The organism is Shinella yambaruensis, from assembly GCF_022899355.1.
Classification (GTDB): Bacteria; Pseudomonadota; Alphaproteobacteria; order Rhizobiales; family Rhizobiaceae; genus Shinella; species Shinella yambaruensis.
Genome location: NZ_JALJCK010000001.1, coordinates 616,472 through 641,069 on the forward strand (window position 1 = coordinate 616,472; position 24,598 = coordinate 641,069).

Annotated in this window: 20 protein-coding genes; 12 read left to right on the plus strand and 8 right to left on the minus strand. The window is 67.6% G+C overall.

Translation table 11 applies throughout. The features are described 5' to 3' along the window. The first annotated feature begins 86 nt into the window (after window positions 1-86). Both MUU56_RS03075 and MUU56_RS03080 read left to right on the plus strand, forming a co-directional pair. On the plus strand, window positions 87-254 hold the full coding sequence (locus tag MUU56_RS03075) for a hypothetical protein (RefSeq protein WP_244765833.1): 168 nt from the start codon (window positions 87-89) through the stop codon (window positions 252-254). Further along, window positions 251-439, plus strand: a complete 189-nt coding sequence (locus MUU56_RS03080) for a hypothetical protein (RefSeq protein WP_244765834.1) — start codon at window positions 251-253, stop codon at window positions 437-439. Before MUU56_RS03075 ends, MUU56_RS03080 begins: the two co-directional genes overlap by 4 nt. A 171-nt stretch (window positions 440-610) precedes the next feature. Here the strand turns inward: MUU56_RS03080 and MUU56_RS03085 are convergent, their stop codons facing one another. After that, the gene (locus tag MUU56_RS03085; protein WP_244765835.1) at window positions 611-1,843 is read right to left on the minus strand and encodes a M10 family metallopeptidase C-terminal domain-containing protein; all 1,233 of its coding nucleotides are present in this window, start codon (window positions 1,841-1,843) and stop codon (window positions 611-613) included. 146 nt (window positions 1,844-1,989) lie between these two features. Beyond that, on the minus strand, window positions 1,990-2,532 hold the full coding sequence (locus MUU56_RS03090; RefSeq protein WP_244765836.1) for a Pycsar system effector family protein: 543 nt from the start codon (window positions 2,530-2,532) through the stop codon (window positions 1,990-1,992). Between the two features lie 183 nt (window positions 2,533-2,715). On the opposite strand from MUU56_RS03090, the gene MUU56_RS03095 reads away from it, so the two are divergent. Further along, entirely contained in the window at window positions 2,716-4,674 is a 1,959-nt protein-coding gene (locus MUU56_RS03095) for an adenylate/guanylate cyclase domain-containing protein (protein WP_244765837.1), read from the plus strand. Window positions 4,675-4,677: 3 nt separating this feature from the next. Here the strand turns inward: MUU56_RS03095 and hutC are convergent, their stop codons facing one another. Then, window positions 4,678-5,436: a histidine utilization transcriptional repressor HutC gene (hutC, locus tag MUU56_RS03100; RefSeq protein ID WP_244766004.1), complete on the minus strand. Its 759-nt coding sequence runs from the start codon at window positions 5,434-5,436 to the stop codon at window positions 4,678-4,680. 82 nt (window positions 5,437-5,518) lie between these two features. Continuing rightward, window positions 5,519-6,865, minus strand: a complete 1,347-nt coding sequence (locus MUU56_RS03105) for a formimidoylglutamate deiminase (RefSeq protein ID WP_244765838.1) — start codon at window positions 6,863-6,865, stop codon at window positions 5,519-5,521. Between the two features lie 113 nt (window positions 6,866-6,978). Between MUU56_RS03105 and hutI the strand changes: the two genes are divergently transcribed. The 7 genes from hutI (at window position 6,979) to MUU56_RS03140 (ending at window position 15,214) form a co-directional block, all read left to right on the plus strand. Beyond that, window positions 6,979-8,202 carry an imidazolonepropionase gene (gene hutI, locus MUU56_RS03110; protein ID WP_244765839.1) on the plus strand — a complete coding sequence of 408 codons (1,224 nt, stop codon included), beginning with the start codon at window positions 6,979-6,981 and terminating at the stop codon, window positions 8,200-8,202. A gap of 42 nt (window positions 8,203-8,244) precedes the next feature. Beyond that, window positions 8,245-9,780, plus strand: a complete 1,536-nt coding sequence (hutH, locus tag MUU56_RS03115; RefSeq protein ID WP_244765840.1) for a histidine ammonia-lyase — start codon at window positions 8,245-8,247, stop codon at window positions 9,778-9,780. A 325-nt stretch (window positions 9,781-10,105) separates the two neighbouring features. Further along, on the plus strand, window positions 10,106-10,909 hold the full coding sequence (gene hutG, locus MUU56_RS03120) for an N-formylglutamate deformylase (RefSeq protein ID WP_244765841.1): 804 nt from the start codon (window positions 10,106-10,108) through the stop codon (window positions 10,907-10,909). Window positions 10,910-10,925: 16 nt separating this feature from the next. Then, window positions 10,926-12,602, plus strand: a complete 1,677-nt coding sequence (gene hutU / locus MUU56_RS03125; RefSeq protein ID WP_244765842.1) for a urocanate hydratase — start codon at window positions 10,926-10,928, stop codon at window positions 12,600-12,602. A gap of 42 nt (window positions 12,603-12,644) precedes the next feature. Further along, window positions 12,645-13,232 carry a HutD/Ves family protein gene (locus MUU56_RS03130; protein WP_244765843.1) on the plus strand — a complete coding sequence of 196 codons (588 nt, stop codon included), beginning with the start codon at window positions 12,645-12,647 and terminating at the stop codon, window positions 13,230-13,232. 94 nt (window positions 13,233-13,326) lie between these two features. Next, window positions 13,327-14,313 carry an aldo/keto reductase gene (locus tag MUU56_RS03135; RefSeq protein ID WP_244765844.1) on the plus strand — a complete coding sequence of 329 codons (987 nt, stop codon included), beginning with the start codon at window positions 13,327-13,329 and terminating at the stop codon, window positions 14,311-14,313. 124 nt (window positions 14,314-14,437) lie between these two features. Beyond that, complete coding sequence (locus MUU56_RS03140) at window positions 14,438-15,214, plus strand: ABC transporter substrate-binding protein (protein ID WP_244765845.1); 777 nt, start codon at window positions 14,438-14,440, stop codon at window positions 15,212-15,214. Window positions 15,215-15,358: 144 nt separating this feature from the next. Here MUU56_RS03140 and MUU56_RS03145 read toward each other — a convergent pair whose 3' ends face one another. Beyond that, window positions 15,359-15,574, minus strand: coding sequence for a hypothetical protein (locus tag MUU56_RS03145; RefSeq protein WP_244765846.1), 216 nt, complete (start codon window positions 15,572-15,574; stop codon window positions 15,359-15,361). A gap of 143 nt (window positions 15,575-15,717) precedes the next feature. On the opposite strand from MUU56_RS03145, the gene MUU56_RS03150 reads away from it, so the two are divergent. Together MUU56_RS03150 and MUU56_RS03155 are read left to right on the plus strand one after the other, a co-directional pair. Beyond that, a complete protein-coding gene (locus tag MUU56_RS03150; protein ID WP_244765847.1) occupies window positions 15,718-16,674 on the plus strand; it encodes a LysR family transcriptional regulator in 957 nt (318 codons plus the stop codon). 84 nt (window positions 16,675-16,758) lie between these two features. After that, entirely contained in the window at window positions 16,759-17,883 is a 1,125-nt protein-coding gene (locus MUU56_RS03155) for an NAD(P)/FAD-dependent oxidoreductase (protein WP_244765848.1), read from the plus strand. 35 nt (window positions 17,884-17,918) lie between these two features. Here the strand turns inward: MUU56_RS03155 and secD are convergent, their stop codons facing one another. From secD to MUU56_RS03170, 3 genes are all read right to left on the minus strand, one after another. Continuing rightward, on the minus strand, window positions 17,919-20,456 hold the full coding sequence (gene secD / locus MUU56_RS03160; RefSeq protein ID WP_244765849.1) for a protein translocase subunit SecD: 2,538 nt from the start codon (window positions 20,454-20,456) through the stop codon (window positions 17,919-17,921). Window positions 20,457-20,563: 107 nt separating this feature from the next. Next, a complete protein-coding gene (locus MUU56_RS03165; RefSeq protein ID WP_244765850.1) occupies window positions 20,564-20,980 on the minus strand; it encodes a hypothetical protein in 417 nt (138 codons plus the stop codon). A 144-nt stretch (window positions 20,981-21,124) separates the two neighbouring features. Next, window positions 21,125-24,595 (minus strand): ATP-binding protein, encoded by a 3,471-nt coding sequence (locus MUU56_RS03170; protein ID WP_244765851.1) that lies wholly within the window; start codon window positions 24,593-24,595, stop codon window positions 21,125-21,127. Window positions 24,596-24,598: the final 3 nt, after the last annotated feature.

Below are 24,598 nucleotides of genomic sequence, written 5' to 3' on the forward strand. Positions count from 1 at the left end.
CTCCGGCCGCGTTCCGTGCGGGTTGCCAGGCCGCTTGACAGTTGCGGCCAAAAATAAGAACATAAAGGGAACGAATGGAGGTGCCGATGCAAAGCGATGCCATCGAACGGGCCCTGGCCGAGGTTGCTGCCTGCCGGGCCCTGCGCGAAAAGCAGCAGGCTCACCGGGCGGAATTCCAGCGCAAGCTGGAGGCGGTCGCCAAGCCCCTCTATGTTCTGAAGTCCAAGACTCAGCTGGAGCTGCGGCTGCAATGATGCGCGTTTCAAGACGACAGGGCGGCATCGTGCGCGAGGAAGCCGCCGAAATCCTCGCCCTTCACAATGGCGATGCCCTGGAAGCGCTGCGCACGCTGATTGCCGAACGGGATGCCGTCGAGGAGCAGCTTGCCGTCGCAACGCTCGTCATGCGCCGGCAATACGAGGCCGAAGGGCGGCCGTGATCAGAGCAATTCCAGCAAAAGTGCGAAGCGGTTTTGCGTCCGGAATTGCGACAGAACAAAAGGTTCGAGTGTTTTCGCTGTTCGGAGAAAAGCGGAGATGCTCTGGCGAGGCCCCGGCCAGCAAAGCGTCACGACCCGGCACTCACGCGGGATCGCCGTGCAGGAGCCGGCCTACAGGATGAAATCCGTCGCCTTCAGGCTGAGGCTGGTGTCGAGCAGGATGGAGAAGTCGGCCTTTCCGTCGCCATTGACATCCGCATGGATGATCGTGTCGCCGTTCTTCTTCTCGTAGCGCAGTTCACCCGCCTTCTTGTGGAAGGAATCGGTGCCGATGAACGTGAAAGCCTGGTCGCCGGCGGACTTCGTGTTCGCGTCCATCGCCTTGAGATCGATCTTGTCCTTCTGGGCGCGGCTGAAATCCGCGATCGTGTCGCGGCCGGACGTCGAAGCGGTCGAATCCCGGACCGAGGCGAAGACGAAGACATCGGCGCCGGAGCCGCCATGGAGACTGTCGGCACCGGTGCCGCCGCTGATCCGGTCGTTGCCCGCCTCCCCCATCAGCTTGTCCTTGCCGGCGCTGCCGCTGATCGTGTCGTTGCCGGTGCCGCCCAGCACATAGTCGGCGCCGGCGCCGGCATAGATCCGGTCATTGCCGCCATTGCCGAAGATCAGGTTGTCGCCGGACGTGCCCTTCAACATGTCGGCGCCGGCCTCGCCGAAGAAGTCGCCGGGGCTCCATTTTCCCTCGCCGTAGATCTTCTTCAGGATGGCATAGGCCTTCGGGTCGTATTTCGCGAGCTCGGTGCGGGTGTTGATCTCGTTGTGGATGCCGTCCGCGCCCTCCCGCTCGGGATTGTCGTTGAAATAGGCCTGGCTCAGCTCCGCGAAATATTCGTCGAGCGTGTCGTCCGCATAGGTGTTCTTCCAAAGACCGGTGCGCTTGGCATTTTCATAGACGGCGGAGAAAGACTCCATCAGCCCCTTGTCGACCGTCGATACGCCGAGATTGTCGATGGCGTGCGCCCATTCGTGCAGCGCGATGCTCTCGCTGCCGCCATAGGGGTCGGTCGGGTAGTTGAGCAGGTTCTCCTCGCCGGACGACGAGGTCGGCCGCCCCGGCACGGCCCCCAGCCCCCGATAGATATCCCAGGACGCACCGAGGTCGGAATAATCCGGCAGTTCGGTGATCTTGGTGCCTTCCGGGATGATGGCGAAGCGGCCGCCGGCATCGACGATCGCGGACACGTATTTTCCAGCCCCGGCGATGGAATTGAAGATGATCTCCGCAGCCCGGTAGACCGCCTCGTCGGGAATGGCGTCGTTGGCGAGGATATAGATCCCCTTCCACTCGAACGCCTTGGTATGAAAGCCTCGTGCATAGTCCGACGGTGGCTTCTTCAGCATCGCCCTCTCCCCCAGGTTCCCGGCCCCGGCAAGCGTAGGCTAATATGCCGCGCGCTAAAAGGCGGCCCCGCGCCGTATTTGCGGCGAAGTCTGTCGCCGCCGTGGAATTTTCCGGGATGAGCGGCCCCGCGCCGCCGGCGGCACGGCTAGCGCGTCGCGAGCAGCGCGACATAGGCGACGACCGTCAGCAGCAGGCCGCGGAAGGCGAAGCCGACGAAGCGGTACTTGTCGCGGGCGATCGAGGCCATGGCGTCGGCATTCTGCATGTACTGTTCGAAGAGGTAGCCGACGTCACGCTCGTGCGCCGCCGTGCGGAACCCCTCGCGGTGATGCGGCCAGGCGCCCCAGAACAGCGAGGTCGCCTTGTCGACCCGGCGCGGCAGCACGACGAGGATGGCCGAGACGATGGAGAAGATCAGCGCGAAGGCGAGCAGGCCGGAAAAGGCGATCGCCGTCGGGTTGCCCTCCGCATAGCGCGCCCAGGTGAAGACGGCGCGGCTCTCGGTGGAGGTGACCAGCAGTGCGAGCATGAAGGTGAAGATATAGGCGGCCTTCTGGTCGGAGATCTTCACCTGGTCGTAGAAGACGTCGTTGATGCGGCGGATATGGTCGAAATGCTCCAGCGCGATGCCCTGCGTGCCATCGAGGGCCTGCCCGAGAATGGTCTGCCGCGTTTCCAAAGCCGTCATGTCGCTTCCGTCCCTCCTGCGCCCGCCTCGTGATAGCCGAGTGCCTTCGGAAAGCAACGGCCTGCCCTCGGCACCGCTTGACTTTTTCGGGGGGATGTCGAGTTCTGGTTGCATGCTGAACCTCATCCCGCCGCCCGGCCCGCCGACCTTTCCTGCCCTGCGGCGCGCCGCCCGGAGCGGTGCATGAGCACAACGCCGCGCCTTCCCCACCGCTGGTCGCGCCGCACCCGCCGGCTTGCCGTGCTCGCCCTTGCCGTCGTCGTGCTCGTCTCGGCCCTCACGCAGCTTCCGGCCTGGTCGCTCGCGGATCTGCGCGCCTTCGACTATCTTTCCACCGTCGACGATCCGCGCCCGCCGGTCGATGGCCCGGTGGTCGTCGCGATCGACGAGCCGTCGCTGGCGGAAATCAATGCGCAATGGCCCTGGCCGCGCGAACTGCATGGCCGGCTGGTGGAAAGCCTGCGCAAGGCCGGCGCCACGGCGATCGGCCTCGACATCATCTTCGCCGAACCCTCCAACCCGGCCTCCGATGCGGCCTTTGCCGCAACGCTCGGGCCGGATGTCGTTCTGGCCGGCGACGAGAGCGTCATCGTCACGCCGCAGGCCGAGCAGCTTCTGCGCACGACGCCGCTGCCGGCGTTCACCGCGGCGGGCGCGGTGACGGGCATCGCCTCGATCACGCTCGGCGGCGACGGCGTCTTTCGCGACCTGCCGCGCTATGAGGACGGCTTTGCGCGCGCCCTCGCCCGCATCGCGGGCAAGCCCGCGGTCTCGCCCGAGGGCAAGCTGCTGCAATCCTTCGGCCCCGCGCGCAGCTATCCGACGGTCTCCTATTACCAGGCGCTCGATCCGGAGAACATGCTGCCGAAGGATACGTTCAAGGGCCGCGTGGTGATCGTCGGCCTCAGCCTGCAGAATGCGCCCGTCATCAATTCCGGCGGCGCGGACGCCTTCGCCACGCCCTACACGGTCCATACCGGCCGGCTGGTGGCGGGAGCGGAAATCCAGGCGACGATCCTCGACAATCTCACCGCCGGCGCCGCGATCACCCGGGCCGGCACGCCGCTGGCCATCGCCGCCGTCGCCCTCGCCGCCCTGGTTTCGGCGGCGATCGTGCGCCGCGCGACGCGCTGGCAGACGGCCGTGCTCGGCATCCTTGCAAGCGCCATGCTCGGCCTTCTCAGCTTCGCGCTGATCCGCGAGGCCAGGCTCTTCGTCTCGCCCATCGGCCCCACCATCGCGCTTCTCCTGGTCGCGGCCGGCCAGACGGCGCTCGATTATGCGGAGGAGCGGCGCCGGCGCCGCGCGATCGTGCGCGCCTTCTCGCAATATCTCTCGCCCGCCCTCGTCGAGCGCCTCGCGCGCGATCCTTCGCAACTGAAGCTCGGCGGCGAGCGGCGCACGCTCTCCATCCTGTTTTGCGACGTGCGCGGCTTCACCACCATCGCCGAGACGATGAAGGACGACCCGGAGCAGCTGACGACGCTGATCAACCGGCTGCTGACGCCGCTCTCCGATATCGTGCTCAAGCACGGCGGCACGATCGACAAATATATCGGCGACTGCGTGATGGCCTTCTGGAACGCACCGCTCGACGACGGGGACCATGCCCGCCATGCGGTGGCCGCCGCGCTCGACATGCTCGACGTGATGGCGACGCTGAATGCAAAGCTCCAGGCGGAGGCGGCGGCCAGCGGCGGCACCCACCATGCGCTGCGCATCGGCATCGGCATCAACACGGGCGAATGCGTGGTCGGCAACATGGGATCCTCGCGGCGCTTCGACTATTCGGTGCTCGGCGATGCGGTGAACCTTGCCTCGCGCCTCGAAGGCGCTTCCAAGGCCTATGGCGTGCCGCTGCTCATCGGCGAAAGCACGGCGCAGTTGACGGCGACGGATTTCGCCGTGCTCGAACTCGACCGCATCACGGTCAAGGGCCGCACCGGCGCGGCCCCGGTCTTCACCGCCGTCCGCAGCCTGCCGGAAGAGGCGAAGGCGCTGCACGCCCTGTTCGTCGAGGCCAAGTATGCCGGACGCCTCGCCGCCGATGACAGGGCCTTCGATGCGCTGGTCGAGATCGCTCCGGCGCTGGCCCCCTATTACGCGACAGTCCGGTCCGGACATGCGGCCGGCGGCGCGTAGGTCCTACGCGCCCTGCTTGGGATGCGAGGGGGCGAACTCGGCGACGAGCTCGTGTTTTTCACCGGGATAGGTCAGCCGTACATGGGTGACGTAGAGGCCGCCGCTCCAGGTGCGGCGCTCGACGACGAGGCAGGGCGTTCCGGGCGCGATCGCCAGAAGCCCGGCGGCCCGGGCATCGGCACCGACGGCACGGATGCGGTGTTCGGCGGCACTCCAGGGCACGCGGCTGATCAGCCAGGCGCCGGGCGCGGTTTCGTCGAAGCTCTCGTCGACGGCTTCCGGCACGGCTTCCAGGTTGATCAGGCGGTCCTCCAGGCAGAACGGCTGGGCACCGGCAAAATGCAGGGCGGAAATCTCGGTCAGCCGGGCCGATTCGGAAAGCTCCATCAGCCGCCGGTCGCCAGCCTTCGCAGCGCGGTTTACCCGCGTGCGCCGCTCGTAGCGATACGGCAGGCCGAGCGATTCGACCTCCAGGCGGATGTCGTGGATTTCGAGAACCGCCGACTGGGCGTGCGGGTGGGTGACATAGCTGCCGGACTTGCGCCGGCGCTCGATCAGGCCGCGCTTGACCAGCTCGGTGATCGCCTTGTTCACCGTCATGCGCGAGCACTGGTACTGCTCGGTCAGTTCGTGCTCGAAGGGAATGCGGTGGCCCGGCGGCCATTCGCCCGAAAGGATCCTGCCCTCCACATCCTCCAGGATGCGGCGGTGCAGCGACGGCTCCTTGGCCTCGGCCTGCCTGTTGTCCCCGAGAGTGAAAATGGTCGCCTCCGCGCTTGCCGGGCACAAATTCGCCCGGTCCGGAAAAGTCATAGGAAAGGCGGGGCCACCTTTCAATACGTCCTCAGGCCTCGGCCAATGCCCGCATGGTGGCCGTGAAGCGCCGGCCGACCGCCTCGCGCGCCACATGGCGACCGCCCTCGACCTGCCGGCGGCCATTCACCCAGACGCAATCGACCTTAGCGCCATTGGCGAAGATCCAGCCGTCGAGCAACGCGTCGCCGGCAAGGTCAAGGTCGTGCCGGGCCTTCAGGCTGACGAAATCGGCGGGGCTGCCGGCCGAAAGGCCCGATTCGACGCCGAGCGCCGCCGCGCCGCCAAGAAGCGCGCCGTCGAAGAGCGCCCGGCCCGTCGAGCCCCCGGGGGCGGCGAGCACGTTGCGGGCGCGGTGGGCGAGACGCTGCGAATATTCGAGCTGGCGCAGCTCGTCCGGCAGGCCGATCAGCACGTTGGAATCCGAGCCGACGCCGAAACGGCCGCCATGGGCAAGAAAGTCCGGCGCCGGGAAGGTTCCGTCGCCGAGATTGGCCTCCGTCACCGGGCAGAGGCCGGCGATCGCCCCGGCCTTCGCCATGCCGCGCGTCTCGGCCTCCGTCATGTGCGTCGCGTGGATGAAGCACCAGCGGCCGTCGACCGCCTGGTTGTCGAGCAGCCATTCCACCGGACGACGGCCGGACCAGGCGATGCTGTCCTCCACTTCCTTGACCTGCTCGGAAATATGGATGTGGACCGGCGCGTCGCCCGCCATCGCCACGACGTCGGAAAGCTCCTCCGGGGTGACGGCGCGCAGGCTGTGCGGGGCAACGCCGGTGATGCCGGCGGGCAGCGCATCGGTCAGCGCGCGGCAGCGCTCCAGCAATGCGGCATAGGACTGCCGGTCGTTGATGAAGCGGCGCTGGCCCTCGCCCGGCGCGGTGCCGCCGAAGCCGGCATGGGCGTAGAAGACGGGCAGCAGCGTCAGCGCGATGCCTGTCTTGGACGCCGCGGCGGCGATGCGCGCGGCCATCTCGGCGATATCGGCATAGTGCCCGCCGTCCTTGTCGTGGTGCAGGTAGTGGAACTCGCCGACGCGGGTGAAGCCCGCCTCCAGCATCTCGACATAGAGCTGGCCGGCAACGGCCTCCACATCGTCGGGCGTCATGGACAGCGCGAAGCGGTACATAACGTTGCGCCAGCTCCAGAACGAGTCGCTCCCCGGCCCGCGGGTTTCCGCCAGCCCCGCCATGCCGCGCTGGAAGGCGTGGCTGTGCAGGTTGGGCATGCCGGCGACGACGGTGTCGTGGCGCTCGTCGCCAGGCGCCGGCGCGGCGCCGGTTTCGAGCGTCGCGATGCGGCCGTCCGCGATGTCTATACGCACATCCTTCGCCCAGCCGCCCGTAAGCAGCGCCTGCCTTGCATGAATGACGGCCATGGCCCGTTCCTTCTCCCGATGGTACATCCTGGCGCCGCGCCGGCAAATTGGCTCTTGCGCCTCTCGCAATTATGTATATACATTATATCCATCACAGGGAAGAGGCAATCACCATGACGACACCGGAAAAGGACAGTCCCCGAGTCTGGCGCAATGCCCGGCTTGCGACGCTGAAGGAGAGCCTGCCGGACCTCGGCATCATCGAGAACGGCGCGATCGCCGTCCGCGACGGACGCATCGCCTTTGCCGGCCCCGAGGCCGATCTTCCCGCCGAATTCTCCGCCGCTGAGACCATCGACTGCGAAGGCCGCTGGATCACGCCGGGCCTCATCGACTGCCATACCCATCTCGTCCATGCCGGCGACCGCGCCCAGGAATTCGAGCTGCGCCTTGACGGCGCCTCCTATGAGGAGATCGCGCGGGCCGGCGGCGGCATCGTCTCCTCCGTCAAGGCGCTGCGCGCCGCAAGCGAGGACGAGCTGGTGCGCCAGACCCTACCCCGCCTCGACGCGCTGATCGCCGAGGGCGTGACGACGGTCGAACTGAAATCCGGCTACGGCCTCGACACCGAGAACGAGGTGAAATCCCTGCGCGCCGCGCGGCGCATCGCGGAGATGAGGGACGTCACCGTGCGCACCACCTTCCTCGGCGCCCATGCGCTGCCGCCGGAAATGAACGGCGACAAGGCGGCCTATATCGACAAGGTCATCGGTGAGATGCTGCCGGCCGTCGCGGCCGAGGGGCTTGCCGATGCCGTCGACGGTTTCTGCGAGGGCATCGCCTTCTCGCCGGAAGAAATGGCCAGGGTCTTCGACGCCGCCAAGGCGCACGGCCTGCCCGTGAAACTGCATGCCGACCAGCTTTCCAACCTCCACGGCGCGGAAATGGCTGCCCGCTATGGCGCGCTGTCGGCCGACCACCTCGAATATACCGATGATGCGGGCGCGGCGGCCATGGCCAGGGCCGGCACCGTCGCCGTTATCCTGCCCGGCGCCTTCTACTTCATCCGCGAGACGAAGAAGCCGCCGGTCGATCTCTTCCGCAAGCACGGCGTCAGGATGGCCGTCGCGACGGACGCCAATCCCGGCACCTCGCCACTCACCTCGCTGCTCCTCACCATGAACATGGCCGCGACCCTCTTCGGCATGACTGTTACGGAATGCATTGCCGGCACGACGCGCGAGGCCGCCCGTGCCCTCGGCCTCGTCGACGAGGTGGGAACGCTCGAAGCCGGGAAATGGGCCGATTTCGTCCTCTGGGACATCGGCCGGCCGGCGGAACTGGTCTACCGCATGGGCTTCAACCCCATGCATGCCCGTATCCGCAGCGGACACTGATCCATCCAGTAAGCAGCACAGCGCTGCATCGGGGAATGCACCATGACGATCATGCTCCATCCGGGCTCCGTGCCCCTCAAGACCCTTGAAACCATCTACTGGACCGGCGAGGCCGCCAAGCTCGACGCCTCCTTCGACGCCGGAATTGAGAAGGCCGCCGCGCGCATCGCACAAATCGCCGGCGGCGACGAGCCGGTCTACGGCATCAATACCGGCTTCGGCAAACTCGCTTCCATCAAGATCGCGCCGGCCGACGTCGCGACCCTCCAGCGCAACCTGATCCTGTCGCATTGCTGCGGCGTCGGCAAACCGCTTGCCGAGAACATCGTGCGCCTCATCATGGCGCTGAAGCTAATCTCGCTCGGGCGCGGCGCGTCCGGCGTGCGCATCGAGGTCGTGCGCCTCATCGAGGCGATGCAGGCAAAGGGCGTCATCCCGGTCATCCCGGAACAGGGCTCCGTCGGCGCCTCCGGCGACCTCGCCCCCCTCGCCCACATGACGGCGGTGATGATCGGCGAAGGCGAGGCCTTTCATGCCGGCGAGCGCCTTTCCGGCGGCAAGGCGCTGGAAAAGGCGGGCCTGAAGCCCGTCGTCCTCGCCGCCAAGGAGGGGCTTGCCCTCATCAACGGCACGCAGGTCTCGACCGCCCTGGCGCTCGCCGGCCTCTTCCGCGCCCATCGCGCCGCCCAGGCCGCCCTCGTCACCGGGGCGCTTTCCACCGACGCGGCCATGGGTTCCTCCGCGCCGTTCCATCCGGATATCCACACGCTGCGCGGCCACAAGGGCCAGATCGACGCCGCTTCCGCGCTGCGCGCGCTGCTTGCCGGCTCCGTCATCCGCGAAAGCCACATCACCGGCGACGAGCGCGTGCAGGATCCCTATTGCATCCGCTGCCAGCCGCAGGTCGACGGCGCCTGCCTCGATCTGCTGCGTGCCGCCGCCCGGACGCTCGAAATCGAAGCCAATGCCGTCACCGACAACCCGCTGGTCCTCTCCGACGACAGCGTCGTCTCGGGCGGCAACTTCCATGCCGAGCCCGTCGCCTTCGCCGCCGACCAGATCGCCATCGCGGCCTGCGAGATCGGCGCCATCGCCCAGCGCCGCATCGCGCTCCTGGTCGATCCCGCCCTCTCCTTCGGCCTGCCGGCCTTCCTCGCCAAGAAGCCGGGCCTCAATTCCGGCCTGATGATCGCGGAGGTCACCTCGGCCGCGCTGATGAGCGAGAACAAGCAGATGGCGCATCCGGCCTCGGTCGATTCGACGCCGACCTCCGCCAACCAGGAAGACCACGTCTCCATGGCCTGCCACGGCGCCCGTCGCCTCCTGCGCATGACGGAGAACCTCTCCGCCATCATCGGCATCGAGGCGCTGACGGCCGCTCAAGGCATCGAGTTCCGCGCCCCGCTCGTCACCAGCCCGGAGCTGCAGAAGGTCGTCGCCGCGCTGCGCACGGTCGTCGCGACGCTGGAAGAGGACCGCTACATGGCGCATGACCTTGCCGCCGCCAGCACCTTCGTCTCCTCCGGCGCGCTCGCCGCCTCCGTCACCAAGGGCATCCTGCCGGTTCTGGAGGCTTGAGGATGAGTATTTTCGCGAACATACCTCCCTCTGCCCGGCCGGGCATTTCCCCCTCAAGGACAGGGCAATCGCCCATGGAGTTCGACGTTGCCGTTCTCCCCTTCTCCCCCGCGGGGAGAAGGTGGCCCGAAGGGTCGGATGAGGGGGTGGCTCTGACGGGTCGTCCGCGCCTTCGCCACCCCCCTCATCCGCCTGCCGGCACCTTCTCCCCGCGGGGGAGAAGGGGATGGGGCAACGGTTTCCCGCCATATGCGATAACCGTGCTCCTCGTGGGCGAGATGCCCGGCCGGGCAAAGGGGGGTGAGCGCCACCCGGAGGCCGTCCAATGAGCGCCCTCTTCGAAACGCACCAGGGCACCTCGCCCGTCATTCTCGCCTTTCCGCATACCGGCACGGATGTCCCGGCCGATATTTGGGAGCGCCTGAACGACAACGGCCGCATCCTCGCGGATACGGACTGGCACATCGAGCGTCTCTATGCCGGCCTGCTGCCGGAGGCGACGACGGTGCGTGCCACGTTCCACCGCTATGTCATCGACGCCAACCGCGATCCGGCCGGCGTCAGCCTCTATCCCGGCCAGAACACGACCGGCCTCGTTCCCGAAACGGATTTCGACGGCAAGCCGATCTGGAAGGACGGCGCGGCGCCGACCGAGGCGGACATCGCCTACCGGCTCGCCCATTTCCACGCGCCCTACCACGCGGCCCTTGCCGCCGAGATCGAGCGCGTCAAGGCGATCCACGGCGTGGCGATCCTCTACGACTGCCACTCGATCCGCTCGCTGATCCCCTTCCTCTTCGAAGGCCGGCTGCCGGATTTCAATGTGGGCACCGACATGGGCCGCACCTGCGCCAAGGAGATCGAAACGGCGATGTTCGAGATCTGCGCCCGGGCCGAGGGCTATACAAGCATCCTCAACGGCCGCTTCAAGGGCGGCTGGACGACGCGCCACTACGGCAGGCCGGAAACCGGCGTGCACGCCATCCAGATGGAGCTGGCGCAGGTCAGCCACCTTGCCACGGAAGCCCCGCCCTTCGCCCTCGACGAGGCGAAGGCCGCAAGACTGCGCATTCCCCTCAAAGATATCCTGAACCGTATCGAGGCCCTCGCCTCCACCCTCACACGCTGATCCGGGAGAACCAGCCATGACCGACAATCCCCGCCACAACATCCGCGAAATCCGCGCCGCCACCGGCACAGAGCGCACCGCCAAGAGCTGGCTGACCGAAGCGCCGCTGCGCATGCTGATGAACAACCTCGACCCGGACGTCGCGGAAAACCCGCACGAGCTCGTCGTTTACGGCGGCATCGGCCGTGCCGCCCGCACCTGGGCCGATTTCGACAGGATCGTCGCCTCGCTGCGCGACCTCGAGGACAACGAGACGCTGATCGTGCAGTCCGGCAAGCCGGTCGGCATCTTCCGCACGCACAAGGATGCACCGCGCGTCCTCATCGCCAATTCCAACCTCGTGCCGCACTGGGCCACCTGGGACCATTTCAACGAGCTGGATAAGAAGGGCCTTGCCATGTACGGCCAGATGACGGCCGGCTCGTGGATCTATATCGGCTCGCAGGGCATCGTGCAGGGCACCTACGAGACCTTCGTCGAGGCCGGTCGCCAGCACTATGGCGGCAACCTCAAGGGCAAGTGGGTGCTGACCGGCGGTCTCGGTGGCATGGGCGGCGCCCAGCCGCTCGCCGCCGTCATGGCCGGCGCCTCGTGCCTCGCCGTCGAATGCAACCCCGATTCGATCGAGTTCCGCTTGCGCACCCGCTATATCGACGAGAAGGCCGAAACGCTCGACGAGGCCATGGCGATGATCGACCGCTGGACGAAGGCCGGCGAGGCCAAGTCCGTCGGCCTGCTCGGCAATGCCGCGGAAATCCTTCCCGAGATGATCCGCCGCGGCATCCGCCCCGACATGGTCACCGACCAGACCTCCGCCCATGACCCGATCAACGGCTACCTGCCGAAGGGCTGGACCATGGCCGAGTGGAAGGCCAAGCGCGAAAGCGACCCGAAGGCCGTCGAAAAGGCCGCCCGCGCCTCGATGCGCGAGCATGTCGAAGCGATGATCGCCTTCCAAGACATGGGCATCCCGACCTTCGACTACGGCAACAACATCCGCCAGGTCGCCAAGGACGAAGGCCTCGAAAACGCCTTCGCCTTCCCGGGCTTCGTGCCGGCCTATATCCGCCCGCTGTTCTGCAAGGGCATCGGCCCGTTCCGCTGGGCGGCGCTGTCCGGCGATCCGGAGGACATCTACAAGACCGACGCCAAGGTGAAGGAACTGCTGCCCGACAACAAGCACCTGCACAACTGGCTGGACATGGCGAAGGAGCGCATCTCCTTCCAGGGCCTGCCGGCGCGCATCTGCTGGGTCGGCCTCGGCGACCGCCACCGCCTCGGCCTCGCCTTCAACGAGATGGTCAAGAACGGCGAGCTGAAGGCACCGATCGTCATCGGCCGCGACCATCTGGATTCCGGCTCCGTCGCCTCGCCGAACCGCGAGACGGAAGCGATGAAGGACGGTTCGGACGCGGTGTCCGACTGGCCGCTGCTCAATGCCCTGCTCAACACCGCCTCGGGCGCGACCTGGGTCTCGCTCCATCACGGCGGCGGCGTCGGCATGGGCTTCTCGCAGCATTCGGGCGTTGTCATCTGCTGCGACGGCACGGATGAGGCCGCCGAGCGCGTCGGCCGCGTGCTGTGGAACGACCCGGCGACCGGCGTAATGCGCCACGCCGACGCCGGCTACGACATCGCGCTCGACTGCGCCCGCGAAAAGGGCCTGCGCCTGCCGGGCATCCTCGGCAACTGATGCATATCGCCTGAAAGTGCGCAGCGGTTTTGGGAGAACGATATGCACAACAAACCGAGACTTTTGCGCAACAGCGACCATCGCCGCATGCCGTGGAAGAACGGCGGCGGCGAGACGGTCGAAGTGATCGTCCATCCGGAAGGCGCGAGCCTTTCGGATTTCGGCTGGCGCGTCAGCATGGCGCGCGTGGCGGGCGACGGGCCCTTCTCGGTCTTCCCCGGCATCGACCGCACGCTGGCGGTCCTTGCCGGAGACGGCATGGCGCTCTCGATCGAGGGACTTGGCGAGAGACTGCTGACGCCCGCCTCCGCGCCGCTGGCCTTCCCCGCCGATGCGCCGACCACGGCGCGCCTCACGGGAGGGCCGATCACCGACCTCAACGTGATGACCCGACGCGGTGCCTTCCGGCACAGGCTGACGCATCACGTCGCGCGTGACGCACTGGCGCTGCCGGAAGCAATGGGAGAACGTCTGCTGCTGGCGCTGGAACCGCTCGGCGTCTCCACGCCGGAAGGCCTCGTCGGGCTCCAGCCGCTCGATGCGCTCGTGCTCGACGGCGGATCGGCGGCGGAGATCGTGCCGGCCGGCAAACAGGCGGCCTTCTATCTGGTGGAAATCACCCAGGACTGACCGTTTGCGGGGAAGCGATTTCCTTGTCCGTCCCGGAGCGGAGTGCTACCTCCCGACACATTCATTCATTGGGCATTTGTCGGGAGAGATTTTCATGAGACATCGCAAATTCGGCCGCACGGGTTTCACCACCACGGATATCGGCTTCGGCGCCTGGCAGATCGGCGGCGCCTGGGGTGATGTCAGCGAGGCGGACGGCCGCGCCGCCCTCAACGCCGCGCTCGACGCCGGCATGTCCTTCATCGACACCGCCGACGTCTATGGCGACGGCCGCTCGGAAAAGATCATCGCCGACGTCCTGAAGGACCGTGGCGGCCAGCGCCCGATGGTGGCCACCAAGGCCGGGCGCCGGCTTTCCCCGCATGTCGCCGATGGCTACACCAAGGAAAACCTCGAAGGCTTCATCGACCGCAGCCTGAAGAACCTCGGCGTCGAGCGGCTCGATCTCGTGCAGCTGCACTGCCCGCCGACGGAGGTCTACTACCGTCCGGAGGTCTTCCATGCGCTGGAAGAGATCAAGGCCGCCGGCAAGATCGCCAATTACGGCGTCAGCGTCGAGAAGGTCGAGGAGGCGCTGAAGGCGATCGAATATCCCGGCGTCGTCAGCGTGCAGATCATCTACAACATGTTCCGCCAGCGCCCGGCGCAGCTCTTCTTCAAGGAAGCCGCCCGCCGCCAGGTCGCCGTCATCGCCCGCGTGCCGCTGGCCAGCGGCCTGCTCTCGGGCAAGATCACGCGCGACACCGCCTTTGCCGCCGACGACCACCGCAACTTCAACCGTCAGGGCGATGCCTTCGATGTCGGCGAGACCTTTGCCGGCGTGCCCTTCGAGACCGGCCTTCAGGCCGTCGAGGAAATCCGTGCGTTGGTGCCGGCCGGCACCGCCATGGCCGCCTTCGCGCTGCGCTGGATCCTGATGGCTGATGCGGTCAGCGTCGTCATTCCGGGCGCGCGCAACGCCGCGCAGGCCGAGGCGAATGCCCGGGCCGCAAGCCTGCCGGCGCTTTCGGACGACGTGATGGAGGCGACGCGCGAGATCTATTACCGGCTCGTCGCGCCGCATGTGCACGATCGCTGGTAGGACGCGGCCCTGCGGCTTCGCGCATCAACTGAAATGATAGCCGACATCATGGCTATCTATTTCGTTTATGCACGAGGCCGCGCTGCCGTTCCCCATCGGTCACAATCACAACAGGGGAACGACCATGAAGACAATGCTGCTCGCGCTGGCTCTCGCAGGCTCCACGCTGCTTTCCGGCCCGGCTTTCGCCGAGACGCTGAAGATCGGCACGGAAGGCGCCTACCCGCCCTTCAACTTCCAGGATTCCGCGGGAAAACTCGGCGGCTTCGACGTGGAGATCGGCCTTGCGCTCTGCGAGAAGATGAAGGTCGAGTGCGACGTGGTCGCGCAGGACTGGGACGGCATCATTCCCGGCCTCGTCGCCAAGAAATACGACATGATCATCGCCTCGATGTTCATCACCGAGGAGCGCAAGAAGCAGGTCAACTTCACCGACCCCTACTATCTCGCCGCCATGACCCATGCCGCGCCGAAGGGCGCCGGCATCACCGATTTCACCAATGAAGGCATGAAGGGCAAGACGATCGGCGCCCAGTCCGGCACCACGCAGGCCGATTTTGCCGCCGCCGTCTATCCGGATGCGGACATCAAGCTCTACCCGACGCAGGACGAGGTGAACCTCGACATGGCGAATGGCCGCCTCGACCTGCAGGTCGGCGACATGATCCCGCTGCTCGACTGGGTCACCAAGAACGACGACGGCAAGGCCTGCTGCGAACTGATCGGCGAGCCGATCACCGACCCGAAATTCGTCGGCGAAGGCGTCGGCATCGCAGTGCGCCAGGAAGACAACGACCTGCGCGAGAAGCTGAACGCCGCGCTGAAGGCGATCCGCGAGGACGGCACCTACCAGAAGATCAACGACAAGTACTTCTCCATCGACATCTATACGATGAAGTAATCTCCCTCATCGGTCGTGGGCGGGCTCGACCCGATCATCCACAGCCGCGTGTGTCCTCGGGTTGAATTCGCGGATGACGCGATTGGTCAGGGCGACGTTGCGATCAGGTCGAGGCGGCTTCGGCCGCCTTTCACCTGTCCGGGCTCAGGGATCGAAGCGGGTGCGGTTTTCACCGCGAACGCCGTCCATGGGTCGCGTGAAGAAGGCTTCGTCGCTGCCCTCGCCGTCAAGGCTGACCAGAAACGGATGTGGGTCCAGCGCCCGCCGCGGACGAAACTCCATGCGCGCCTCCACGCCGCCCGCCAGGAGCTCGTCGAGATAGGCTCCCGCGAGTCCGCTGGTGCTAAACCTTTGCCACATAATGCATTTCCCCCTCTTCCGGGGACCGGAATGCGCCGGGCTCCTTTTTGGTTCCGCGAAAAACGGCGCCTGCCGATCACATTTCAGGGCACGCCAGCCCGCCGCCTCTTGCCTTTCCCGCCCCCCTGGCCGTAGCTACGTGCATGCCGATCAACCGCCTCGAACGCTTCGCCCACAATCTCGACTGGAACCTGCTGCGCACCTTCGTGGTCGTGGTGGAGGAAGGCTCGATCACGCGGGCGGCGAACCGGCTGCTGCTGCAGCAGCCGGCCGTCAGCATGGCGCTGAAGCGGCTGGAGCAGTCGGTCGGTCACCGGCTGATCGACCGCAGCCCGGGCCGCTTCGAGCTGACGGAGGCCGGCGAGCGGCTGCATGCGCTCTGCCACGACATCTTCACCGCCATCGTGCGCCTGCCGGAGGCCATGCAGCTTTCCGGCGAGGATATTTCCGGCCACATCACCCTCCATGCCGTCAGCCATGCCATGAATCCGGCCTGGGATCGGGCGATCGCCGATTTCTTCCGGCAGCATCCGCGCGTCACCATGGGCGTGACGGTCGAGACGACGACGGATGTCATCCGTTCGGTGGAACGGGGCGTCGCGACGCTCGGCCTTTCCGACGGCATCATTCCGGAGGGATTGGAAAAGACGCCCTTCTGCTACGAGCGCTACGCGCTCTATTGCGGCCGCGGACACCGGCTGTTCGGCGTGCGCGATGCCCGGCTGGAGGATTTACGGGGCGAGCCCTATGTCAGCTTCCTCGCCGACGTGCTCGGCGGGCCGCATATGGGCCCGGTGACGGCCGTGCGCGCCATCGGTTCCTTCGGCCAGCAGGTACGGGCGCTGGCCTTCAACGTGGAAGAGGTGTTGCGGCTGGTGGTGGCCAATGCCGGCATCGGCATGCTGCCGGTGCACCTGACCGGCGCGGCGCTGGCGGCCGGCGAGCTCTGGCAGTTGCCGCCCTATGACGACCTGCCGGTGACCGAGACCTTCCGCATCACCAATCCCGGCTCCGCGCTCAACCCGGCCGAACGCGCCTTCCTCGCCCATATGGCCGATGTGCCGGCCTGGCGCTGGGGCGAGCCGCATCAATCCGGCTGATAACCACCTTCATCCCTATAAATTTGAAGAATGCGGCCGGCTTGCTTAGGCAGGAGGGACAAGGGTCTAGAGCGGAGGCGGGTCATGCGGACATTCGACATCGTGATCATCGGCGGCGGCATTGCCGGCCTTTCGCTCGCCTATTTCCTGAGCCCGCACCGTTCCGTCGCCGTGCTGGAGCAGGAGGGCGCGCTCGGCTATCACAGCACCGGCCGCTCGGCGGCGGAATTCACGCTGCGGGACAATGCGCCGCTGGTGAATGCGCTTGCCCGCGCCAGCCATGCTTTCCTCATGCGGCCGCCCGAGGGGTTCGCCGCCGTGCCGCTGCTCATCGAGCGGGGCAGCATCATCCTCGGCGCGGCGGAGAAGGCGGCGCTGGTGCGCGAACGCTTCGAAACGGCCAGAAGCCTCGGCGTGGCGGTGGAATGGCTGGACGAGGCCGCGATGCTCGCCCGCGCGCCGATGCTGGACCCCGCCTATGCGGCCGCCGCCTATTTCGACCCCGACTACTGGGACATCGAGGTGGACGCGCTGCTGCAATCCTATGCCCGCCACGCCCGGCGCCATGGTGCCCAGATCGTCGAGGGCCGCCGCTTTGCCGGCGCCCGCCGCGCCGGCGGCCGATGGCTGATCGAAGCCGGCGAGGAGACGATCGCCGCCGGCATGCTGGTGAATGCGGCCGGCGGCTGGGCCGATGCGGTCGCCGCGCTTTCCGGCGTCGCGCCCGCCGGCATCGTGCCGCACCGCCGCACGGCCATCACCGTCGACCTGCCCGATGGCATCGACGCGAGCCGCCTGCCGGAGATCAACGAGATCGAGGATCTGTTCTACTTCAAGCCGGAAGGGGGCCGCCTGCTGGCCTCGCCTGCCGATGCGACGCCCTGCGAGGCGGCGGATGTGCAGCCGGAGGAGCTCGACATCGCCTATGCCGCCCACTATGTCGAGGAGGCAACGACGCTCACGGTGCGCCGCGTCTTCCGGAGCTGGGCCGGCATGCGCAGTTTCTCGGCGGACCGCCTGCCCGTCATCGGCCCGGCCGGGGACGAGCCGTCCTTCTTCTGGCTCGCCGGCCAGGGCGGCTACGGCATCCTGACCTCGCCCGCCCTCGGCAGCCTTTCCGCCGCCCTCCTCACCGGAAGCCCGGTGCCCGAGCCGCTCGCCCGCGAGGGCATAACGGCGGAGACCTTCAGCCCCCGCCGCTTCTCCTGAAACGAAACGGGCGCCCCAGGGGCGCCCGTTCTGTTTTATGCTTCCGTTGCCGGCGTCGTTGCCGAGGCGGCCGCCCGCGCGGTATCGCGGTCCTTCCACCAGCGGCTGAGGAAGAGCAGGATCGGGCCGCCGATATAGATCGACGAGGTGGTCGCAACGACCACGCCGAACAGCATCGGCCAGGCGAAGGGCTTGACCGTGTCGCCGCCCCAGATCGCCATCGGCAGCAGCGAGGCGGCGACGGCGACCGAGGTGAAGATGCATCGCATGACCACCTGGTTGATCGACAGGTCGATGAGGTCGGAGAACGGCATCGACTTGTACTTGCGCAGGTTCTCGCGCATGCGGTCGTAGACCACCACCTTGTCGTTGACCGAGTAGCCGATCAGCGTCAGCACGGCGGCGATGGCCGTCAGGTTGAAGTCGATCTGCATCAGCGAGAAGAAGCCGATCATCTTGGTGATATCCAGGATCAGCGTCGCGATGGCGCCCACGGCGAAGTGCCACTCGAACCGCCACCAGATATAGAGCAGGATCGCCACCATGCCGAGGCCGACGGCGAGGAAGCCGGAGCGGGCAAGCTCGGTGCTGACCGTCGGGCCGACCACTTCCGTCCGCTCGAAATTGGCATCCGGGATCACTTCGGCAACGCCGTCGCGGATCTTCTGCAAGGCCGCCGTCTGCACCTCTTCGCCGCCCGGCTGGCGCTGGACGCGCACGAGGACCGAGGTGCCTTGGCCGAATTCCTGCAGGGCCACTTCACCGAGGTTCAGCCCCTCCATCTTCTCGCGCAGCGGGGCGAGGTCGATCGGCGTCTTGGACGTCGCCTCGACCTGGATGCCGCCGACGAAGTCGATGCCGTAGTTGAGGCCCGGCGTGAAGAACAGGATGATCGAGCTGATCGAGATGAAGGCCGACATGGCGATGGCGATGTAGCGCCCGCGCATGAAGGAGAAGCTCGGGATGCTCCAGACCTTGCCGAAGATCGAGTGGATGTCGATCCGCTTCATCTTGCGGCGGATCACCACCTCGCGCATCAGGAGGCGCACGAAGGTGATCGAGGTGAACATCGAGATCGCAAGACCGATGATCATGGTGATGGCGAAGCCGCGCACCGGGCCCGAGCCGAACATGAAGAGCAGGATCATGCCGACCATGGTCGTCATGTTGCCGTCGACGATGGTGGCATAGGCCTTGTTGAAGCCGACGTCGAGCGCCTTCATGGCCCCCGCCCCCGCCGCCGTCTCCTCTCGGATACGCGCATTGATCAGGATGTTGGCGTCGACGGCCATGCCGATGCCGAGGATGATGCCGGCGATGCCGGGCAAGGTGAGCGTCGAGCCGAGCAGGCCGAGCGTGCCGATGGTCAGCACCGTATGCAGCACGAGGCCGAGATTGGCGATGAGGCCCCACGAACCGTAGAGCACCTGCATCAGCACGACGACGGCGGCAAGGCCGGCAAGGCCGGTATAAAGGCCCATGCGGATCGAGTCGGAGCCGAGGTTCGGGCCGACGGTGCGCTCCTCGATGATGGTGAGCGGCGCCGGCAGCGCGCCGGAGCGCAGCAGCGCCGACAGAACGGTCGCTTCCTGCGGGTTGAAATTGCCCGAAATCTGGCCCTGGCCGCCGATGATCGGTTCGCGGATGACGGGGGCCGTCAGCACCTTGCCGTCGAGCACGATGGCGAAGGGTTTTCCCACATTCGCCTGGGTGATCTCCGCGAACTGGCGCGCACCGGTGGAATCGAAGCTGAACGAGACGATCGGCTCGTTCGTGCGCTGGTCGAAGCCGGCCTTGGCATCCGCGAGGCGATCGCCCGAAATGGCGACGCGCTCTTCCACGGCATATTTGCCGGGGTCGTTGGCGCCGGGCAGGATCATAACGCCGCGCGGGGCGACGCCGTTCGGGTCCACGGTCTGATCGACCATGTGGAAGCTCATCTGCGCGGTGGAGCCGAGCAGCTGGCGCAGGCGCGTCGGGTCCTGCAGGCCCGGCAGCTGGACGAGGATGCGATCGCCGCCGACGCGCTGGATGAGCGGTTCGGCAACGCCGACCTGGTCGACGCGGCGGCGGATGATCTCGAGGCTCTGCTCGACGGCGGCCGACATGCGCTCGTTGATGCCGGCTTCCGTCAACGTGACATTGATCAGGTTGTCGCTGGTGGCGACATCGATATCGGCGCTGCCGGCGGTAAAGCCGAGCGTCGTCGTCGGCGTCGCGAGCTTGCGCACCTCCGGCAGGATCTTGTCGCGCGCCGCCGGGTCGGGCAGCGTGATCGTCAGCGTCGTGCCGCTGAGGCGGGCGGCCGAAGCGCGCTCGCCGGCTGTGCGCAGGATCGCGCGCGTATCGTTCAGCAGCACGTCCATGCGCGCCTTGCGCAGCGCCGCCGAATCGACCTCCAGCACGAGATGCGAACCGCCCTTCAGGTCGAGGCCGAGGGTGACGGGATTGGCGGGCAGGAAGCGCCCGAATTTCGCCTGCTGTTCAGGCGTCAGCACGTTGGGCACGGCCGCGAGCACCCCGAAGAGGATGATCGCGATATAGACCAACAATGCCCATTTGGAGGTTTTCATGGGGTTGTTCCATCTAGACTGCCGGACGGGCGCGACGTGAAGTCGGCACCGTCCGCGGGAATCGGAATTTCGAACGAATGGCGCGGCGTACGGGACGCCACAGGGCCTCAGGCGGAAAGAGCCGGCGGCGCGCGGCTGCGGAAGGATGCCGGACCCAGGCGGGCGGGCGCCGCATCGTCGACAGCGACAGGGACCACCGAGGCGGCGGTCTCGAAGGGATAAAGCACGGCACCGGCGCCCGGGACGAGCGCCTTGCCGGCGGCATCGCCCTCCGGCAGGCCGCTCTTGACCTTGGCGACCCGCCGCTCGGCATGGCCGCTGGCGGGGAACCAAAGCTCCTCGCCGGTGGCCGACAGCGGCGACGGCGCAACGCCGCCTTCGGCCGCCGCCCGCGGCGGATGACCGGCGCCGTCTGCATTGCCGGGCAGGGAAAATTGCGACAGGAACAGGGTGACGAGCAGCACGAGGAAGCCGACGGGCGCAAAACCCCGCTCCCAGATCGTCGCTTCTCTGTCGGTCCTCAACGTCATATCCGTCCGTTTCTTCAGGGCGGAGCGCCGCGCGAAGCAGGCTTCGCAGCAATGCCGGTGGTGCGCCAAGAACCACTTACCACCGGCCAAGTCAAGTTTCGACGCTAACGCTTCCTTTACGCTTCGACGTTTCTGGCCTCACAATTCATGGATCGTGACATCGGGGCAGGCTTTTTTCGCGAGATCGCAGAGATGTTCGTGATGGGTGAGGTAGATCACCTGCCCGCCTGTCGCCATCGCGCCCATCACCGTCAGGGCATTGAGCGCGCGCCGGTCGTCGAAGGTTTCCATGATGTCGTCGGCGATGAAGGGCACGATCTCGCGGCTGGCGGCGATCTCATGGTAGCCCGCCACGCGCAGCGCCAGATAGAGCTGGAAGCGCGTGCCCTTGGAAAGGTCCTTCGCCAGCTTCGCGCCGCCGGAGGCGGCATTGACAACGAGGAATTCGCTGTCCTTTTCGAGGATCGTCGAAAGGCCGGTATATTCGCCGGCCGTGATGTCGCGGAAGGTCCGGGACGCACGCTCCATCATCGCGCTGCGATGGCGCTCGCGGTAGAGCCGCAGGGCCTGTTCCGCGGCCAGGATGCCGGCGCGCGTCGCAAGGTAGCGCCGCGATTTCTCCGCCAGGTCGACCAGCACCGTGCGGCGCCGCTCCTCCAGCACCGCCGCCGCATCGCTGCCGGCGACCTTCGCCAGCGCCTCCTCCGCCCGCGCGCGCAGCAGGTGCTGTTCCTGCACCGCGCGGTCGAGCTCTTCCAGCCGTGCGGAGAGCGCGTCCTTCTCCACGGCGAGCTGGTCGTCATCGACCGCCGAGAGCAGCGCCTCGGCTTCCTCGACCGTCTCGGTGCGGAGCTGCTGGGCGAGGTCGCGGCCGACGTCATGGACGCGCGCCAGGATCTCGTCGCGCTTGCGGTAAGCTTCGAGCAGCACGTCCGCCTCCGCGAGCGTGTCGCAGCCGAGGACGGCGTAGACCTCCGAAAGCCGCGCGGCGAGCACCGTCCGGCGCTCGTCCAGCGCCCTCTCCTCCTCGTCAAGGCGCAGAACCGCCTTGTCGATCGCCTCGCGCCGCTGGCGCACCGCCGTCGCCGCGGCGAGCCGCCGACCGAAAGCCGCGACGGTCGCGAGCGGGTCCTCGGCGTTAAACGGCTCGGACAGACGCGCGGCGAGACGGCGGGCATGGTCGGCGTAGTCCTTCTGGTCGCGGCGCATGCCGGCGATCCGATGGTCGAAGTCCCTGCGCCGCTCGACATTCTGGGCGAGCGTCTGCAGCGCCGGGAGGAAGGCGGCAACGCGGTCCAGCGAGACGGGCGCATCCTGCCGTGCAAGCCAGGTGCCGGCGATCACCCGCGCCCATGCCTCCTGCCATTCGGCAAGCGCCGCGCCGGCGTCCTCCGCGGCCTTGCCGCGCATATCGGCATCGGCTTTCAACCGGGCAAGCTGCGCGGCCGCGGCGAGCCGCCGGGCCTCGCCCGCCTTCAGCGCCTCCAGCCTATCCTCGGCAAGGAACAACGCTTCTTCGAAGGGGCTATCCTCCGCCAGCGCTTCGCCGAGCAGCGCCGCCAGCCGCGCCAGCACGTCCCGCCTGTCCTGTTCGACGAGATCGGCCGCGACCGTGCGCAGCGCGAGCGCGCCAAGCGCGTCCAGCGCCGCCGTCCGCCGTTCCAGCCAGCCGGCCATGTCCGCCAGCGTCGCCCCCTCGGGCAGGCCGAGGCGCCGGGCAAGCGCCGCTATCTGCGCTTCAACCGCCGCCCGCGCCTCCATCAGGCGCGTCACGTCATCCCCGAGGGTCTCCAGCCGCGCCGTGCCCTCCGCAGCCGTCCGTTCGAGAAGGCGAAGCTCCGAAAGGCGGTCGGCATTGCGCAGGCACGCCTCCGAAGCACGGTCGTCGTCGCGCATCGCCTGCTCGAAGGCGGCGGCGGAAGCGCTGTCGAGAGTTCCGACATGCGTCCGCCAGGCCGCGTCGCGCACGGCCCGCAGATGGCTCGCCTGCTCTTCGCCGGCGGCGCCGGTCGCCTTTTGCAGCGCCGCAAGCGTCGCACGGGCAGAGGCGACCTCCAGTTCCAGCGCGGCAACCTGCTCCCGCTGACGGTGCAGGGCCTCGGCCGCAATATCGTATCGTCTGCGCAGGCCCTCGATTTCGGCGGGCGGCGGAACCGCCATGCCTTCCAGGGACGCCGCCGTGCCGGACCAGGGCGCAAGACGGGCCATCGCGCCGTCGGCCTCCTGCCGGGCAAGCGCGACGAGACGCCGGGCCTCGCGAAGGCGCGCCGGAAGATCGGTGGACCGGGCGGCACGCAGGACGGCAGCGAGCGTCGATTGCAGCGCCGCATCCGCCTGCCGCTGCTCATCCGAAACGGCACCGGCCTCGCCGCCGGCAGCAGCAAGCGCCCGTTCCGCCTCGGCACGCTCGCGAAGCGCCGCCTCGGCCCGTTCCGCAAGCGTCGCCCGCCGCGACAGGAGGGCTGCGAGTTTCTCGCCAAGGCCGGGAGGAAGCAGGATGCCGGCCGGGTCGGCATCCGCGGGCAGGCCGAACACGGCAAGGCTCGCCCCGATGGAGACGGCCACCTGGTCCCGCTCCGCCTCGCGGGCGGCAAGATCCATTGCCGCCGTGCGGAACCGGGCTTCGAGCGCGGAACCGACAAGGGCCGCGATGTCGCCTTCCACGGCCAGCACGGCCGCGTCCTCGGGCAGCACCGCCAGTTCCTCGGCAAGATGCAGGCGCTCGGCCTCCATGCGGGCGGCCCGGGCGGCGATTTCCGCCTCCTCGCGCGCCAGTTCGCCGGAAAGCGACCGCCAGGCAGCCGGCGGGGAATCACCGAGGTCGAACGCGCCGAGTTCGGCACGCAAGGCGCGCAGGCGCCGAAGGTATGGCAGCGCGGAGAGGCTGCGCTCCACCTGCGCCAGCGCGGCGCGCACCTCGGCCCGGGCGGCGGTCATCTCGCCGTGCCGCCCGGCGGCGGCATCGCGCTCGCGCACCAGGAGGCCATAGTCGCGGGCCGCGACGTCGAGCGCCTTGCGCTCGCCGGCGAGGGCCTCGATATCCGCCTTGAGGGCCGAGAGCGCGTGCTTGCGGCCGGAGGGACGATAGAACTCGTCGGCCTCCGCCTTCAGCGCCGCAAGGCCCGTGGCCATGTCGGACAGGCCGGAGCTGGCGGAAAAGAGCATCGCGCCGAGCTCGCCCTCGCTCTTCAGGATGTCCTCGCCGCCCTTCTCGATGCTCTCGTCGTCGAGCGAGAACATGGTGCGATAGGCATTGCGGTCCATGCCGCCGAGCACGGTGGCAAAGAGCGTGTCCGGCAGGGGGCGGTCGTCGGCGGAGACGAGCGAGGCCTGGTTGCGCTTCAGGCGATAGGCCTCGTGGCGCTCGGCACCGACGGAGAACTGCCCGCCGACGCGCATCAGGGCATAGGGATGCAGGAAGCCGTAGGCGCTGGATTTCTCGATGCCGAAGAGCAGGTCGAGATAGGCGGAAAAGAGCGTGGACTTGCCCGCCTCGTTCGGGCCGTAGACGAGGTGGAAATCCGGCTTTCCGGGCTGGGCCGCGCCGAAATCGAGGCTGCGGTCGGTGAATTTCCCGTAGCGGACGAGGTCCAGGCGATCGAGGCGCATCGG

Excerpts from the sequence above, each read along its gene's own strand:
- MUU56_RS03075 (WP_244765833.1), top strand. The coding sequence starts at position 87 with ATGCAAAGCGATGCCATCGAACGGGCCCTGGCCGAGGTTGCTGCCTGC.
- MUU56_RS03080 (WP_244765834.1), top strand. The coding sequence starts at position 251 with ATGATGCGCGTTTCAAGACGACAGGGCGGCATCGTGCGCGAGGAAGCC.
- MUU56_RS03085 (WP_244765835.1), bottom strand. The coding sequence starts at position 1,843 with ATGCTGAAGAAGCCACCGTCGGACTATGCACGAGGCTTTCATACCAAG.
- MUU56_RS03090 (WP_244765836.1), bottom strand. The coding sequence starts at position 2,532 with ATGACGGCTTTGGAAACGCGGCAGACCATTCTCGGGCAGGCCCTCGAT.
- MUU56_RS03095 (WP_244765837.1), top strand. The coding sequence starts at position 2,716 with ATGAGCACAACGCCGCGCCTTCCCCACCGCTGGTCGCGCCGCACCCGC.
- MUU56_RS03105 (WP_244765838.1), bottom strand. The coding sequence starts at position 6,865 with ATGGCCGTCATTCATGCAAGGCAGGCGCTGCTTACGGGCGGCTGGGCG.
- hutI (WP_244765839.1), top strand. The coding sequence starts at position 6,979 with ATGACGACACCGGAAAAGGACAGTCCCCGAGTCTGGCGCAATGCCCGG.
- hutH (WP_244765840.1), top strand. The coding sequence starts at position 8,245 with ATGACGATCATGCTCCATCCGGGCTCCGTGCCCCTCAAGACCCTTGAA.
- hutG (WP_244765841.1), top strand. The coding sequence starts at position 10,106 with ATGAGCGCCCTCTTCGAAACGCACCAGGGCACCTCGCCCGTCATTCTC.
- hutU (WP_244765842.1), top strand. The coding sequence starts at position 10,926 with ATGACCGACAATCCCCGCCACAACATCCGCGAAATCCGCGCCGCCACC.
- MUU56_RS03130 (WP_244765843.1), top strand. The coding sequence starts at position 12,645 with ATGCACAACAAACCGAGACTTTTGCGCAACAGCGACCATCGCCGCATG.
- MUU56_RS03135 (WP_244765844.1), top strand. The coding sequence starts at position 13,327 with ATGAGACATCGCAAATTCGGCCGCACGGGTTTCACCACCACGGATATC.
- MUU56_RS03140 (WP_244765845.1), top strand. The coding sequence starts at position 14,438 with ATGAAGACAATGCTGCTCGCGCTGGCTCTCGCAGGCTCCACGCTGCTT.
- MUU56_RS03145 (WP_244765846.1), bottom strand. The coding sequence starts at position 15,574 with ATGTGGCAAAGGTTTAGCACCAGCGGACTCGCGGGAGCCTATCTCGAC.
- MUU56_RS03150 (WP_244765847.1), top strand. The coding sequence starts at position 15,718 with ATGCCGATCAACCGCCTCGAACGCTTCGCCCACAATCTCGACTGGAAC.
- MUU56_RS03155 (WP_244765848.1), top strand. The coding sequence starts at position 16,759 with ATGCGGACATTCGACATCGTGATCATCGGCGGCGGCATTGCCGGCCTT.
- secD (WP_244765849.1), bottom strand. The coding sequence starts at position 20,456 with ATGAAAACCTCCAAATGGGCATTGTTGGTCTATATCGCGATCATCCTC.
- MUU56_RS03170 (WP_244765851.1), bottom strand. The coding sequence starts at position 24,595 with ATGCGCCTCGATCGCCTGGACCTCGTCCGCTACGGGAAATTCACCGAC.